We start from the raw sequence: 16200 nt of genomic DNA on the forward strand, positions 1-16200 counted from the left end.
ATAAAACTGGTCCTTAATGATAAAAAAATAGGAAAAAAAGAAGGATATTCTATTTTTTTTCTTAATTTAGGGGCATGAATATCAATTCCGACATATTTAAGATTGAGTCTAATAATGTTTTGCCGTCACGAGGAAAGATTTTAATTTCAGAACCTTTCCTCCGTGACACAACATTTGGGAGGTCTGTAATTTTACTGATTGACCATACCGAAGAAGGAAGTATGGGATTAATAATCAATAAACGGCTTCCACTATTCACCAATGACATTATTAAAGAATTCCAATATCTAGATGATATACCTCTTTATAAGGGGGGCCTGTAGCTACCGATACATTGTTTTATCTCCATACGTTAAGTAATATCCCTGGTGCGCTTACTATAGGTAAAGGACTTTACTTGAATGGTGATTTTGATGAAATAAAAAAATATATATTACAAGGAAATAGTGTCAATGTACCATCCGTTTCTTTTTGGGATATTCCGGTTGGGAAGGTAAACAATTAGGTAATGAAATCAAAGAAAACACTTGGTTGGTCTCTGAAGAGGAAAATGACTATCTGTTAAACACAAATATCAAAGGAATGTGGAAACAGGCCTTGGAAAAACTAGGTAGCAAATATGAAACTTGGTCCCGTTTTCCACAAGTACCTTCTCTTAATTAGTGATTTCTTGTTTTTATTGTTTGGTAGGATTAAGACATTGAAAAATGATAGCATCTTTATATGTATTTTCCACTTGCAACCAATTTTTCAATAATCCACATTGGACAAATCCACAGGAAGTAAATAATTTGATACAAACTTCATTATCGGTAGCGACATGAGAATATAACTGACTTAGAGACAGAAAATCAAAAGCATATTCGCATAGTAACCTTAAAGCGTCAGTTGCGTAACCTTGCTGGCGATAATCTTTATGGATGGCAATTCCCACTTCACCACGAGAATGCAGTGGAGCAAAGTCTGTGATATCGATTGTCCCTAAAACACAATGATCTGATTTACGCAAAATCATCAGACGCAACTGTTTATCCGCAAATATATCACATTGAGAACCTTCAATATATTGCCGCAGCACATAACGTGAATAAGGTACAGTGAAATTACTAATATCCCACAGAGAAGGATCATTCTCCATTTCATACATTATGTCCATATCTTCAGGCTCTACTGCACGAAGATAAATACGGTCGTTCATTAAAAAAAGATTTTCGCATTTCTTTTTTTATTCTTTATTGATATGGAGTTCATTTCTAAGTCTCTTTTCGCTTGGTAGACAAAAAAGAGAAGCAGTCAGACAGATCAGCATACACAGATTTCCCGTATTACTGAAAGTCAGATAATAACACAGCAGGTTCAAAAGGATAGCAACTTCAAGCAACCCCAACCGAACATTACTCAATTGTACATAGCGTTTCAATGCAAGTGTTATAGTCATGTGGTCAATCTTCTTCTTCAGTACCAGATTAAATAATTTAAGAGAAAGAGGTACGCAAACAGCAGTCAACAATATACCAAAAGTTTCAAAATAATAGGTGGCGCGTACATCGTCTGCAAAAGTGCCAACAGGAAAAAGCTCCAACTCTCCTGCCCCTAACAAAAATGCAGGGAGAACCCAAAAGAAGACATAACTGATATTTAAGTTTCTGACAGCACGTTTTATTTGTTCTTCCATGTTCGTTCAAGAAAAATAATTAATGATTTATACAGTTCCGGTAAATAGAGTTCGATTCACAATACTACGTCCCAGAGTTACTTCGTCAGCATATTCAAGTTCGTCACCGACAGAGATTCCCCGGGCAATCACACTAAGCTTTACGTTCATCTTTTCCAATTTACGATAAATATAAAAATTAGTGGTATCACCTTCCATTGTAGTGCTCAATGCCAGAATAACCTCTTTGATTCCTCCTTCCGCAACTCGCTGCACCAAGCTTTCTATCCGTAAATCGCTCGGTCCTACCCCATCCATTGGAGAAATAATGCCACCCAATACATGATAAAGTCCCCGATATTGCTGCGTCGCTTCCACCGCCATCACGTCACGAATATTTTCGACCACACAGACAGTTGAAGCATCCCGCTGAGAGTTACTACAAATCTGACATATTTCCGTATCAGAGATATTATGACATACTTTGCAATACTTCACCTCACGTTTCAATGTCATAATGGAATTACCGAAAGCTTCCACAGTAGCTGTATCCTGACGGAGCAGATGCAGCACAAGTCTCATTGCTGTCTTGCGCCCGATACCAGGCAGTTTGGAAAATTCACCAACTGCCTTTTCCAGTAGTATAGAAGGATATTGTTGATTCATATAAATAAATGATCGTTCTATCGATTACGGCCGCAAAGATACAGATATTGTTTTTAAATACCTATAAAAAATATTACCTTTGCAGCCGATATGATGATACTTGTCACTATTACATGCTATTTTACGGCATTATTGCTAATAGCCCGTATCACCGGATATAAAAGCGATTCAAATGCAGCGTTCTTTAAAGGAGAGAACAAATCACCTTGGTATGTGGTCTCTTTCGGCATGATTGGCGCTTCTATTTCCGGAGTAACATTTGTATCTGTACCAGGCATGGTACGTGAAATGGACATGACGTATCTGCAAACTGTATTCGGATTCTTTTTCGGATATATGATCGTTGCTCACGTACTCCTTCCTTTGTATTACAGACTAAACCTAACCAGTATTTACGGTTATCTGGGAACACGAATCGGAATACATTCCTATCGTACTGGATCTTTTTTCTTCCTGTTATCGCGTATGTTAGGAACTGCTGCTAAATTATATCTGGTTTGCCTTATTCTTCATACTTATGTATTCCAGGGATTACACGTACCTTTCTGGGTTATAGCAATCGGTTCGGTAGCTTTAGTGTGGATATATACTCATAAAAGCGGAATTAAGACAATCGTATGGACAGATACTCTACAGACCTTCTGCTTGATTGCAGCATTACTTTTTATCATTTATTTCACAATTCAAAAACTGGATATTGGTTTCAATGGCATTGTACAGGCCATTCAGGAGAGTGAACACAGCCGCATTTTTGTTTTTAAAGACTGGATCTCCCGCCAGAACTTCTTCAAACAATTCTTCAGTGGTATCTTCATCGTCATTGTTATGACCGGTTTGGATCAGGACATGATGCAAAAGAATCTTTCCTGCCGAAATTTGCACGAAGCAAAAAAGAATATGTACTGCTACGGTTTTTCTTTTATTCCACTGAATCTTCTATTCCTATGTCTTGGAATTCTGTTATTGACACTAGCTGATAAAATGCAATTGGAACTACCTGTAATGAATGATGATATTCTCCCCATGTTTGCAACACAAGGATATCTGGGACAAGCGGTATTGGTACTTTTCACAATTGGTATCATAGCAGCAGCGTTCAGTAATTCAGACTCTGCTCTGACAGCAATGACTACAAGTGTTTGCGTAGATCTACTCAATACGCAAAAAGACACTGAAGAAATCGCACGTCGCAAAAGAAGAAGAGTCCACTTGCTACTTTCAGCCCTATTGGCATTTTTCATTTGCCTAGTAGAAATGCTAAATAATAAAAGTGTAATCGATGCGATATATATCATTGCATCCTATACATACGGTCCATTACTCGGCATGTTTGCTTTCGGATTATTCACCCGTAAGCAAACAAATGATCGATTAGTTCCATTTATAGCTATAACTTCACCATTACTTTGTTATGCAGCAGATTGGTGGATAAACAAAGAATTTGGATATAAATTCGGTTATGAGTTGCTTATGTTGAACGGAGCACTTACCTTTGCAGGGTTGATGACTTTGTCCACAAAAAAGAATCAGCTGAAAACGCTCTGAATAAAGGTGTCTATCGTTTATAATAAAAATGAGTGGAATTTATTATAAACTACACAACTGTTTATTATAAATGTTGAGAGAGTTTATTATAAACAAAAGAACAGTTAATTAATTGACAAGAAATATGGAAATAACAAATGCAGAATTTGTAATTAGTAACACAGATGTGAAGAAATGTCCGGCAGGAACATTCCCCGAATATGCTTTCATCGGCCGTTCCAACGTTGGCAAATCAAGTCTTATCAATATGCTGACTTCCCGCAAAGGACTAGCTATGACTTCTTCCACTCCTGGAAAAACGATGCTCATCAATCACTTCCTGATAAATAATAGTTGGTATCTGGTAGACCTGCCGGGATACGGCTATGCAAAACGTGGGCAAAAAGGTAAGGAACAGATACAGAAGGTGATCGAAGATTATATTCTGGATCGAGAACAAATGACCAATCTGTTTGTGCTCATAGACAGTCGTCTGGAACCTCAAAAAATAGATTTGGAATTTATGGAATGGTTAGGAGAAAATGGTATTCCTTTCTCTATTGTTTTCACTAAATCAGACAAGTTGAAAGGTGGCCGCCTGAAAATGAATATTAATGCCTATCTGCAAGATTTACGGAAACAGTGGGAAGAACTTCCTCCTTATTTTATTTCATCATCAGAGAACCATACAGGGCGCACAGAAATCCTCGACTATATTGAAACCATTAACAAAGAGATAAATACAAAATGAAAAGAAAGTTTTTCTTTGCTACATTCGTCGTAGCATTTTCAATGGTGGCAAGCAACAGCCAAGCACAGTCTTTAAAAGATCTATTTAACAAGGACAACATTTCTAAGGTAGTAAACGCTGTAACAGGTCAAACCCAAGCTATTGACATGACCGGAACCTGGAGTTATGAGGGTTCCGCAGTAGAATTTGAATCTGAAAACCTGTTAATGCAAGCAGGAGGAGTCGCCGCAGCTTCTGTAGCTGAAAATAAATTGAACGAGCAACTGACTAAAGTTGGTATCAAGGCTGGACAAATGAGTTTTACTTTCAATGCGGACAGTACTTTTACGAGCAAGGTAGGTAAACGTACCATGAATGGAACTTATTCTTATAATGCGGCAACTAAACAGGTATCATTAAAATATTTGAAACTGATAAATCTGAATGCCAAAGTAAACTGCACTACAGAATCTATGGAATTGCTTTTTAATTCAGATAAACTTTTTGAAACTTTTAGCTTTCATTGGTAGTAAAAGCAATAGTACTGCACTGAAAACAGTCAGTTCATTAGCTGACAGTTATGATGGTATGATGGTAGGATTTGAGTTAAAAAAATAGTAAAAAAGTCCATTTAATACAATTTCTCATAACAGAAAATATATTTTAGAGAAAAAATATTATCTTTGTCGCTTGTAATCAAAAAGAAGGAAAAATGAAAAAAATACTTTTTTTAGTGACTTTATTAGTGATGGGAGTTAGTTTAGCATTTGCTGAAGAAGCGGATGGAGGTGCTGCCATTAAGTTTGATAAGACAACACACGACTTCGGAAAATTTTCTGAGAAACAACCTGTAGTAAGTTGTGAATTCAAATTTACTAATATAGGTGATGCTCCTTTAGTGATTCATCAGGCAGTAGCTTCTTGCGGATGTACAGTACCGGAATACACTCAAGAGCCAATTTTGCCAGGTAAGTCAGGTATTATCAAAGTGACTTATAACGGAGCAGGTAAATATCCGGGACACTTCAAGAAATCCATCACTTTACGTACCAATGCAAAAACCGAAATGGTACGGATTTACATCACTGGTGAAATGGAAGCCAAAGATAAAGATGATAAAGACGCCAAATAAGAAAAAATAGACAAGAAGGAAAAGGAGAATCTTTTGATTCTCCTTTTTTTTTGTTTACTTTGAAGTCTGGAAACATAAACTACTAAAAAATAATATGAAAGAACATCAAGAAGAAGACAAATTCACTGGGTTACCCGAGAATGCGTTCAGAGAATTAAAACCGGGAGAAGTATATAACCCGCTAATGAGTCCCTCTAAAAATTATCCGGAAGTTACTTTCTGGTCAGTCTCTTGGGGTATTGCCATGGCTATTCTTTTCTCCGCAGCAGCAGCCTATCTGGGGCTGAAAGTAGGGCAAGTATTTGAGGCTGCTATCCCTATCGCTATTATTGCTGTGGGTGTCTCCGGTGCTGCAAAAAGAAAAAATGCGTTAGGAGAAAATGTAATCATCCAGTCAATTGGAGCTTGCTCCGGAGTTATTGTTGCCGGAGCTATCTTTACCCTTCCCGCTCTCTATATTCTTCAGGCTAAATATCCTGAAATGACTGTTACCTTCATGCAAGTGTTTATCAGTTCATTGTTAGGCGGTGTATTAGGTATTCTTTTCTTAATTCCGTTTCGGAAATACTTCGTTAGCGATATGCATGGTAAGTATCCCTTTCCGGAAGCCACAGCCACTACACAAGTATTGGTGTCCGGTGAGAAAGAGGGTAGCCAAGCAAAACCTTTATTGATAGCGGGATTGATCGGTGGTTTGTATGACTTTATAGTAGCAACATTCGGTTGGTGGAACGAGAATTTCACAACTCGTGTTTGTGGTTTTGGAGAAATGCTGGCAGAGAAAGCAAAGTTTGTCTTCAAAGTGAATACAGGAGCAGCTGTACTTGGTCTGGGATACATTGTCGGATTGAAGTACGCTTCTATCATCTGTGCTGGTTCACTGGCTGTATGGTGGATCATTATTCCCGGAATGTCTGCTATCTGGGGCGATAGTGTGCTGAATGCATGGAATCCGGACATTACTTCTACAGTAGGATGATGAGCCCGGAAGAGATCTTCAAATATTATGCAAAAAGTATTGGTATCGGTGGTATCGCCATGGCAGGTGTCATAGGTATTATTCGTTCATGGGGAATTATTAAAAGTGCCGTTGGACTCGCTGCTAAAGAGATGGGTGGCAAAGGTAATGTAGAAAAAAGCATTGTCCGTACACAACGTGACCTTTCAATGAAGATTATTGCTATCGGCTCTATCATAACATTGATCTTAGTTGTATTATTCTTCTATTTCGATGTGATGCAAGGCAATTTGGTACATACATTAGTAGCTATTGTTCTGGTAGCTGGTATTTCTTTCCTATTCACAACAGTTGCAGCAAATGCAATTGCTATTGTTGGAACAAATCCAGTATCAGGAATGACATTAATGACACTAATTTTAGCTTCTGTTGTGATGGTATCGGTAGGATTAAAAGGTCCTTCTGGAATGGTGGCTTCCCTTGTAATGGGTGGTGTAGTTTGTACTGCATTATCTATGGCAGGAGGTTTTATTACCGATTTAAAAATAGGTTATTGGTTAGGAAGTACACCTGCCAAGCAGGAAACCTGGAAATTCCTTGGAACAATTGTATCTGCTGCAACGGTAGGTGGTGTAATGATTATCCTGAACAAAACTTATGGATTTACTAGCGGCGCATTGGCAGCTCCCCAGGCAAATGCAATGGCAGCCGTTATCGAACCGCTAATGAGTGGTGTAGGCGCACCCTGGTTGCTTTACGGGATTGGTGCCGTTTTAGCAATTATTCTGACTCTTTGTAAAATTCCTGCATTAGCATTCGCATTGGGTATGTTTATTCCTTTAGAATTAAATGTGCCTCTGGTTGTTGGTGGAGCTATTAACTGGTATGTTACTTCTCGTAGTAGAGACACAGCATTAAACACAGAAAGAGGCGAAAAAGGAACTCTGTTGGCTTCCGGGTTCATAGCGGGTGGTGCACTGATGGGAGTAGTCAGTGCTGCTATGCGTTTTGGTGGAGTCAATCTGGTAAATGAGACTTGGTTGAACAATACTTGGTCAGAAGTGTTGGCATTAGGAGCCTATGCTCTGTTAATCCTTTATTTCATTAAAGCTTCAATGAAAGTAAAATAACATGAAGAGATTTTTATTCTTCATAATGTCATTTATGAGTGTAATAACATTTGCACAACAGCCCGTCGAGCTACCTTTGTGGCCCGACGGTGCCTCCAATACTAACAGGCTGACTGAGAAGGAAAAGGAGTTATCTTATTTGCAACCAATGATAAGAATCGGAAAATCCTATCTGGGTACTAAATATGTTGCTAATACACTGGATGAAAGTCCGGAGGAAAAGCTTGTCATCCAACCTCAAAAAGTAGACTGCCTGACATTCGTTGAATATGTATTAGCACAGGCACTGAGTTCTGATATTACCAAAAACTTACAGAACATACGGTATCGTGATGGTATTATCAACGGATATCCTTCCCGGTTACATTATACTTCTGATTGGATTGAAAATGGTGTTCGCCATGGATACTTGGAAGATATTACCGCTGAAAACAGTTCATGTATCAATAAACTATCACTTTCGTTTATGTCCACTCATCCAGAACTGTACAAACAGTTGGCAAATTCACCGGAGAATGTAAAACGAATAGCTGAATGCGAAAAAGCATTGACCGGAAAAACAGTACATATATTGCCAAAGAATAAACTTCCCAACACAGGGCTCCCCTGGATTGAGAATGGAGATATCATCGCAATCACTACCAGTTTACCTGGATTAGATATAGCTCATGTTGGAATAGCATATTATATTGATGACAATCTTCATCTACTGCACGCATCTTCTTCATTAGGAAAAGTTGTGATCAGCAAAGAGCCTCTCAAACATATGCTTGACAATTATGAATCATGGACAGGAATACGTGTTGTCCGGATGTCTCACCCTAAAAAATAATCAATCATGAAAAGAGTAAAACATTTCCTTCTTGCTTTTTCCCTATTATTACCGACTCTATCAGGAGCACAAGAAGTAGCAAACGCTACTTTTTTGGAATTAACTCCAGATGCTCAATCAGCAGGTATGGCAGGCACAGGACTAGCTATCACTGATAATGGAAGCACGGCTATCTTTCATAATGCTTCCACCATCGCTTTCTCACAAGACGTCATGGGTGCCAGTTATTCATACGCTGATATCAATAAGGATAATGCACTACACAGCGCATCCCTATTCTACCGGATCGGTCGGGAAGGGAAACATGGTTTTACACTTGGTTTTCGTCATTACAAACAACCGAGTTCCTATGTAAATGACAAAAAAGAAAATGATATTTTAAACTTTAATCCTCATGCCTGGAGTCTGGAAGCAGGATATTTCAGAAGCATGACACAAAATCTTGCTCTTTCATTGACTTTCAGATATTTGCAGACAAAATCTTATCCAAATACTGATAATAAAGGAACTGTTTGTCTGGACTTAGGAGCTACCTATCATCGAAATATGTCTATTCTGGATGAAATGGCATCCTGGTCTATCGGATTTCAAGCGGCCAATTTGGGAAGAAAGCTCGATGGACAAAAATTACCCGCTCGATTAGGATTAGGAGGAGCCATTGATCTTCCATTCAGTATGGAAAATCGCCTACAAGTAGCGTTGGATCTCAATTATCTTCTCCCTTCCGATTACCGTCATCTTCAAGCTAGCGTTGGAGCTGAGTACAATTTCCTGAAGTACGGAGTAGTCCGCGCCGGATATCATTTTGGAGATAAAGACAAAGGAGTAGGCAACTATGGTACTTTAGGTTGTGGAATAAACTTCTGGCCCATTCGCGCAGACTTCTCTTATGTACTGGCTGATAAAGACAACTTCATGCATAAGACTTGGCAAATTAGCTTAGGAGTAGTTTTCTAAGCTCATCCTCAAGACGTTGCTTCACTTCGTCCATTGACACATCCTGTTTCAATTCCTGGCGAAGAGAAGTAACGCCTTTATCTATAAATCCACAAGGGTGGATATAACTGAAATAACGCAAATCCGTATTCACATTCAAAGCCAATCCATGCATAGTGACAAAATGACTACTGCGTACTCCTATCGCACAAATCTTACGGGCACGAGATGTTTCACCTTCCAGCCAGACTCCTGTCGCTTTTTCCAGCCGTCCCGCTTCGATACCATAGGAAGCACAGACACGTATCACAGCTTCTTCAAGTAAATGTACATACTCCTTTAATCCAAGTTGAAAATCTTCCAGATTCAGAATCGGGTAACATACTAACTGTCCCGGACCATGATAAGTAATATCTCCTCCCCTGTCAATATGATAAAGGGATGCACCAATGGCTTTGAGCTGTTCGTCACTCAACAACATATTATTTTCTTTCCCGCTACGCCCCAACGTATAGACATGAGGATGTTCACACATAATGATCCTGTTTACATATGGTTCTCTCTGTGCTTTCGCATGAACGAGAGCATTAAACCATTCCGTTTGCCGCTGCCATGCATCGGCATAAGGTATCAAGTTCCAATATACAAAAGATGTTTTCATAAAAACAAAGATAAAAAATAAAAAGAAAATGTGTACATTTGTCGAACTAAATAAAACAACCGACCTTATGAAAATGGATTTTCCTCAGGTTGATTTACCTCTTGAGGTTCTAGCCTGGACAGATGTCACTGAAGATATTCTTAACATTTATAAGCAATCATGCCGATTGCAAGCCTGTATTGTGGCTATTTGTACCGAGGGATACATGAAAGCCTCTATCAATTTGCTGGATTATGAGATTCGTCCAAATGATCTGATCACATTACTTCCGGGAACGATTATTCAATTTAAAGAAAAAACTGAAAAGGTACGTTTGTGCTTTGCCGGATTCTCTTCGACTTGTGCCGGACGCATTAATCTGATAAAAGCTATCGGAGATGCTTATCCAAAATTATTGGAACTACCTGTAGTTCCTCTCTCCGAAGATATTTCCAAATATTTAAAAGAATATTTCGCCCTATTATCTCATGTCAGTTGCGATGATTCTTTTGATATGGATCCAGAATTGTCAGAAATTTCTCTTCAGGCAATTCTGACAAGCGTCAGACTCATATACCGAAAACTAATTGTAAAGAATGACAGTTCAAATCGCAAAAAAGAGATTTGTCGAGAATTGATACAATCAATAACAGAGCACTATAAGGAGGAACGTCGTGCACAATTTTATGCAGATCAACTTGGCATTTCTCTCCAACATCTTAGCACCACCGTTAAACAAGTGACAGGAAAAAGTGTGCTTGACACCATTGCTTATATCATTATCATGGATGCTAAAGCAAAATTAAAGGGTACCAATATGACTATTCAGGAAATAGCGTATTCTCTGAACTTTCCCAGTGCAACCTTTTTTGGCAAATATTTCAGACGATATGTGGGAATGACACCTGTAGAATTCAGAAATGGATAAAACTGATTACCTTATCATTCTGTCATCCAGAACGAAGTGAAGGATCTCTTCTTTCACCCATACAAAAGTAGATTCTTCGCTGCGTTCAGAATAGCAGGACAAGATAAAAATATCCTTTATTATTTTCTTCCCAGACTTAGAGAATTGAGTACCACACTTACACTGGAAAATGCCATAGCAGCACTTGCCAACATTGGATTCAATAATAAACCATTGAGTGGAAATAAGACTCCGGCAGCAATAGGAATACCAATCAGATTATAAATAAATGCCCAGAAAAGATTCTGATGAATCAGTCTTACAGTCTGTTTTGATAATTCAAAAGCTTTAGGAAGTAACAACAGATCGGATGTCATCAAGGTTACCATTGCCACATCCATTGCGATATCTGTCCCTTTTCCCATCGCAATGCTGACATCGGCCAAAGCCAATGCTTGTGAGTCATTAATTCCGTCGCCAACCATAGCTACCTTTTTCCCTTGTAATTGTAGTTCACGAACAAACTCTGCTTTATCGTCCGGCAAAGCATCAGCAACAAAGCGTTCAATACCTAAACGAGAAGAAACAGCCAACGCAGTACGTTGTCCGTCACCTGTTAGCATACAGATATCAATGCCCAGACGCTTCAGTTCCCTTACAGCTTCCGCAGAAGTCGCCTTCACTGGATCTGAGACAGCAATAATGGCCAATAATTCACTTCCCCGACCAAAATAAATAATACCTTGACCATCGGACTCATATTGCACCAACATATCAGCCATGATATCTATTACTATTGCATTGAAGTCTTTCAGTAATTTATGGCTTCCAACCCAATAAGTATAACCTTCATAAGAAACTTTTATTCCTTTTCCGGTAATACTTTCGAAACTATCTAGAGTGACAGGCTTGATATTTTCTTCTTGTAAAGCTGCTACAATAGCACCTGCAAGTGGATGTTCAGATTTCATTTCCGCTGCCAACAATACATCTTTGAAATGCATTTCCTGTGGTTGCGCCCACAACCATCCAGTAGCAGTAGGATGACCTTCGGTCAATGTTCCTGTTTTATCAAGTACGACTACATCCACTTTTCTCATTTGCTCCAAAGCGACCGCATCTTTTATAAGAATATGCTGGCTGGCAGCTTTACCAATTCCAACCATTAATGCAGTAGGAGTAGCAAGTCCCAGAGCACAAGGGCAAGCAATCACAAGTACAGATACGGCAGAAAGAATTCCATAGGAGATATATTCACTACCGCCAATCACGATCCATAATATAAATGTCAGAATAGCAATAGCTAGTACGACAGGGACAAAAATACCCGTAATACGATCTACAATACGTTGTACAGGGGCTTTACTGCCCTGAGCTTCCTGCACCATACGGATGATGCGTGCAAGTACAGTTTCAGTTCCGACCTGTGCAGCACGAATAATAAATGAACCACGTTGATTTATTGTTCCGGCTAGTACCTTGTCTCCTTTTTTCTTTTCCACAGGAACCGGTTCACCACTAATCATGCTTTCGTCTACATAAGAATCACCTTCAGAAAGCTGGCCGTCTACAGGAATCTGCTCTCCCGGACGAACAACCACCAGATCTCCGACTTGCAATTGTTCTATCAGAATTTCTTCTTCTACTCCATTCCTTAAAACGCGGGCAATCTTCGGCTGCATTCCCATTAGTTTACGAATAGCAGTCGATGTATTCCCTTTAGCGCGTTCCTCCATCAGCTTTCCTGTCAGTACAAAAGCGATAATTACAGCAGAAGCTTCGTAATAGACATGCGGCTCCAATCCACGAGCATACCAGAACTCGGGGAAAAATGTATTGAATACACTGAATAAAAAAGCAATGGATGTACTCAGTGCTACTAGTGTATCCATGTTACTACGTCCTAACTTTGCCTGTTTCCATGCACCGGTGAAAAAAGAACCTCCGAAAAGGATCATTACCGGAATAGTAAGTACTAACTGAATCTCACTTGAATAAGGCATATGCATCAGCACCATAGAAAACAAAAGCAATGGAACAACCAGTATCCAAGCTCCAATAACTTTTCGTTTCAAACGAAGATAACGCTTATGCTGTTCTTCTTCCTGACGTTCTTCTTTATGTGTTTCTTCAATAATTAAATCGTATCCGGCAGCAAGCACTGCAGCACGAATTTCTCCGGGAGTTAATTGATCACTCTCATAGGATACGGTTAATGTATTCGTTGCAAAATTGACCGAAGCTTCTACAACTCCGGTCAGTTTCTTGACTGTTTTTTCGACATTATTAGCGCACCCTGCACAGTGCATATTCAACACAGGGAACGATTTCTTTACTATATTACCCATACAATCTATATTTAACCTCTTCCCTTCCTTCACCAAAAAGGAGTTGAGAAGAGGCTGTTCTTTTATTTATAAACAAGCAAAAACGGGTCTTTGTTCGATTACTTCTTATCTGCTTTCTTATCTTCCTTCTTTGTTTCTTTTACAAATTGCGCTTCATATTCGAACTTCTTAAACCCAGCCTGCAAGTTCTTTACATTCGTCTTTTCAGCATCATAAGTGATGGTTACCATTTTTGTTTTCAGTTCAGTAGTCAACTCTTTTACCCCTTTTTCGAAGCGTATGTTGTTTCTCACTTTCCGTTCACAATTTTCACAGTGCATCTGAGAAACTTTGAATACTGCTATACGGATATCTTTTGCCATTACGACTGTTACACCTAAAAAAGCTACGATACATGTAGCCATCCATCTTTTTGTTTTCATTGTCTTTCTCTTATTCGTCTAAATATTATATAATTATCAGTTTCTTGCCAAGTTAAATCGTACTCCGATATAAGCTTTTGCTCCATGTACAGGTCCCCATATCATTGTTGAATCGAAATTATCTCCCCAAGGATTCGAACCATCTATTATAGGATTCTTCTGCTTAAAATTAGTAAGGTTCTCCCCTCCTACATAGATAGACCAGCGACGAAAATAACGGGTTATCTGTACACTCACTTGTTCGAAACTACCATAGCGGCGCTCCCAAGACAGTCTTCCATCCGTCAATTCATAAGGGGACGGCATTCTGCCACTACCATTAAGCTGAAGCGTAGCATCAAATTGCCAAATTCCCATTGGAGTCTGGTAGGAAGCAGTCAATAGCCCCTTATACTTACTCGTCAGAGGCTTTTCCATCCGCTGACCTTTATAGGTAGTTTGTACATCTGTCAATCGATAAGCCCCAGTCAGCGTAAATCCTTTGAAAAAAGGATAGCTCGCTTCTATCTGGAATACATGAGAATAGGAACGCCCATCCAAATTATAAAAAGAGACTTCATGCGGATTACTATCCATGTCCACAATTACTTGTTTCAAAAAGTTTGTGTAATAATATTCTGCATTGACATTCAATGTCTTTGCAAAGATTGGAATATAAGTAGCTACGCTGGCACCATAGTTCCATGCTTCCTCCATATCCAAATTTTGGAATATCGTTACTTTTCGACTACTAGAGAGTAAGTAATTGTTTTCAGCTAAAACATGATTTGTCCGATAACCTTTTCCGGCTGAAAAGCGAAAATGAACATATTCATTCGGATTATATTTAAGGTGTGCACGCGGAGTCATAAAAAATCCATACTCGCTACTGTAATCTCCACGCAAACCTGCCATAAACATCCACTGGTCATTCAGATTTAGTGTATATTGCACATAAGCTCCGGGCACAGCTTCTTTATCAAAAGCTTTACGCAAGAGCCCTTCTGCATCATTTTCCAAACGGTAATGTTGGTCAAATGCATCATAATTAAAACTCAATCCTGCAGAAATACTATTCTGCTTATTTAATTCCGTCTCAAACATTAATGAAGTATACACATTAGTCTGGTCTACATTATAAAGTTTCTTTCCATATAATGCATCTTGATTATGCCAGGCAGCAGATAAGATCAACGCTAAATTAGTGTTTTTCTCTTTATTAAAAATATAAGCATTTTTGGTAAAAAGTTCATAACGATCCATATCAATACCAACTTTATATAATTCTGAAGTTAACATATTTTCATGATGAGTTTGTCCACTGTTTCGACTTTCGGACAAAGCCTTGAATCCTGCCTGAAAAACGTAATGATCACCCATATATGCCCAACGGTTCCATATATTATATTGTTCCACTTGCGGAATATCTACAAAACCATCATTATTGTCATCATGCGCTTTAGTCTCATTCTCGTAATGTACCAATAAAGAGGTGCTCCAACGTTTGGAAATCTTCAAAGTAGCATCTGCATTCGCTTCATAACGGTTGGTAGAACTCGCAAAAAGATTGGCAAATACCCAATCAGCTTCCGGCAATTGCGGTTTCTTAAACTCTACATTAATTTGCCCGGTAATGGCTTCATAACCATTTTTTACGGAAGAGGTTCCTTTTGAGACCTGTATACTTTGCATCCAAGGCCCTGGAACATATCCTAATCCATAAGGAGAAGCAGCTCCACGATAGTTCGGAATATTCTCTGTAAGCATTTGTACGTAGGTACCGGACAAGCCTAAAAGTTTTATTTGCTTTGCTCCTGTCGCTGCGTCCGAATAGCTAACATCCACCGAAGGATTCGTTATAAAACTTTCTCCCAGATTACAACAAGCTGCTCTGCTCAATTCCGCACTAGTTATGATATCTTCATTAAGAACACTATTACGTATCTTCATTGTTCCCATCTTGCGTCTAACGACACTGATCTCATTTAAATCTACTCCATCTTGAAGTACAATATCCAACTCATCATTTTTATCACTAACATGAATTGTATCATTCTGGAAGCCTATAAAACTCACTACCAACATATGTTCTTTTGCTGGTTTATGAATAGAAAAGCTACCATCTTCTTTTGTGGTTACACCTTGTCCTGTATTCAACCAAAAAATATTTGCTCCAAGAATCGGTTCTCCAGTATTATCTTTTACTATTCCTCGCACTTGCCCACAGATATCAAATGCTAACAGCGAGAATAAACTTAATATTATATATTTCATTTATTTTATTTTCGAGATACAAAAATAGATTACTTCTAATGCAACCAAGTTGCATTACTTTACTCTTG

At 38.7% G+C, this 16200-nt stretch carries 13 protein-coding genes and 3 pseudogenes; 9 read left to right on the forward strand and 7 right to left on the reverse strand.

From position 1 onward, the window contains the following. Positions 1–74: 74 nt before the first annotated feature. Positions 75–663 (forward strand): annotated as a pseudogene (locus tag JCM17102_RS26255) (YqgE/AlgH family protein). Positions 664–676: 13 nt separating this feature from the next. Here JCM17102_RS26255 and JCM17102_RS04905 read toward each other — a convergent pair. Genes JCM17102_RS04905 through recR form a run of 3 tightly spaced genes read right to left on the reverse strand, consistent with a single transcriptional unit; the run spans position 677 to position 2320 of the window. Next, entirely contained in the window at positions 677–1198 is a 522-nt protein-coding gene (locus JCM17102_RS04905; protein WP_025074223.1) for a GNAT family N-acetyltransferase, read from the reverse strand. 27 nt (positions 1199–1225) lie between these two features. Further along, the gene (locus JCM17102_RS04910) at positions 1226–1675 is read right to left on the reverse strand and encodes a hypothetical protein (RefSeq protein ID WP_025074224.1); all 450 of its coding nucleotides are present in this window, start codon (positions 1673–1675) and stop codon (positions 1226–1228) included. Positions 1676–1702: 27 nt separating this feature from the next. After that, on the reverse strand, positions 1703–2320 hold the full coding sequence (recR, locus tag JCM17102_RS04915) for a recombination mediator RecR (protein WP_025074225.1): 618 nt from the start codon (positions 2318–2320) through the stop codon (positions 1703–1705). Positions 2321–2410: 90 nt separating this feature from the next. Here recR and JCM17102_RS04920 point away from each other — a divergent pair, with 90 nt between their 5' ends. The 7 genes and pseudogenes from JCM17102_RS04920 (at position 2411) to JCM17102_RS04950 (ending at position 9583) form a co-directional block, all read left to right on the forward strand. Beyond that, positions 2411–3865: a sodium:solute symporter gene (locus JCM17102_RS04920; protein WP_025074226.1), complete on the forward strand. Its 1455-nt coding sequence runs from the start codon at positions 2411–2413 to the stop codon at positions 3863–3865. Between the two features lie 124 nt (positions 3866–3989). Beyond that, positions 3990–4595 carry a ribosome biogenesis GTP-binding protein YihA/YsxC gene (yihA, locus tag JCM17102_RS04925; RefSeq protein ID WP_025074227.1) on the forward strand — a complete coding sequence of 202 codons (606 nt, stop codon included), beginning with the start codon at positions 3990–3992 and terminating at the stop codon, positions 4593–4595. Then, positions 4592–5192 (forward strand): annotated as a pseudogene (locus tag JCM17102_RS26260) (DUF4923 family protein). Before yihA ends, JCM17102_RS26260 begins: the two are co-directional and overlap by 4 nt. 94 nt (positions 5193–5286) lie before the next feature. Further along, the gene (locus tag JCM17102_RS04935; RefSeq protein ID WP_025074228.1) at positions 5287–5706 is read left to right on the forward strand and encodes a DUF1573 domain-containing protein; all 420 of its coding nucleotides are present in this window, start codon (positions 5287–5289) and stop codon (positions 5704–5706) included. A 94-nt stretch (positions 5707–5800) separates the two neighbouring features. Next, positions 5801–7794, forward strand: a pseudogene (locus JCM17102_RS26265) (OPT family oligopeptide transporter). A gap of 148 nt (positions 7795–7942) precedes the next feature. Then, a complete protein-coding gene (locus tag JCM17102_RS04945; RefSeq protein ID WP_369897573.1) occupies positions 7943–8626 on the forward strand; it encodes an N-acetylmuramoyl-L-alanine amidase-like domain-containing protein in 684 nt (227 codons plus the stop codon). Between the two features lie 6 nt (positions 8627–8632). Next, entirely contained in the window at positions 8633–9583 is a 951-nt protein-coding gene (locus JCM17102_RS04950) for a PorV/PorQ family protein (RefSeq protein ID WP_025074230.1), read from the forward strand. Here JCM17102_RS04950 and lipB read toward each other — a convergent pair. Next, complete coding sequence (gene lipB / locus JCM17102_RS22145) at positions 9561–10223, reverse strand: lipoyl(octanoyl) transferase LipB (RefSeq protein ID WP_033886550.1); 663 nt, start codon at positions 10221–10223, stop codon at positions 9561–9563. The two genes, JCM17102_RS04950 and lipB, sit on opposite strands and share 23 nt — an antisense overlap. A 67-nt stretch (positions 10224–10290) precedes the next feature. Between lipB and JCM17102_RS04960 the strand changes: the two genes are divergently transcribed. Beyond that, a complete protein-coding gene (locus tag JCM17102_RS04960) occupies positions 10291–11130 on the forward strand; it encodes a helix-turn-helix domain-containing protein (RefSeq protein WP_025074231.1) in 840 nt (279 codons plus the stop codon). Between the two features lie 119 nt (positions 11131–11249). Here JCM17102_RS04960 and JCM17102_RS04965 read toward each other — a convergent pair whose 3' ends face one another. The 3 genes from JCM17102_RS04965 to JCM17102_RS04975 all read right to left on the reverse strand — a co-directional run bounded on the left by JCM17102_RS04965 (position 11250) and on the right by JCM17102_RS04975 (position 16132). Next, positions 11250–13457, reverse strand: a complete 2208-nt coding sequence (locus JCM17102_RS04965) for a heavy metal translocating P-type ATPase (RefSeq protein ID WP_051572782.1) — start codon at positions 13455–13457, stop codon at positions 11250–11252. Positions 13458–13555: 98 nt separating this feature from the next. Continuing rightward, entirely contained in the window at positions 13556–13879 is a 324-nt protein-coding gene (locus JCM17102_RS04970; protein WP_025074233.1) for a heavy-metal-associated domain-containing protein, read from the reverse strand. A gap of 36 nt (positions 13880–13915) precedes the next feature. After that, positions 13916–16132 carry a TonB-dependent receptor gene (locus JCM17102_RS04975; protein WP_025074234.1) on the reverse strand — a complete coding sequence of 739 codons (2217 nt, stop codon included), beginning with the start codon at positions 16130–16132 and terminating at the stop codon, positions 13916–13918. Positions 16133–16200 lie beyond the last annotated feature (68 nt).

The sequence above is a fragment of the Bacteroides faecichinchillae JCM 17102 genome, assembly GCF_000614145.1.
GTDB classification, from domain to species: domain Bacteria; phylum Bacteroidota; class Bacteroidia; order Bacteroidales; family Bacteroidaceae; genus Bacteroides; species Bacteroides faecichinchillae.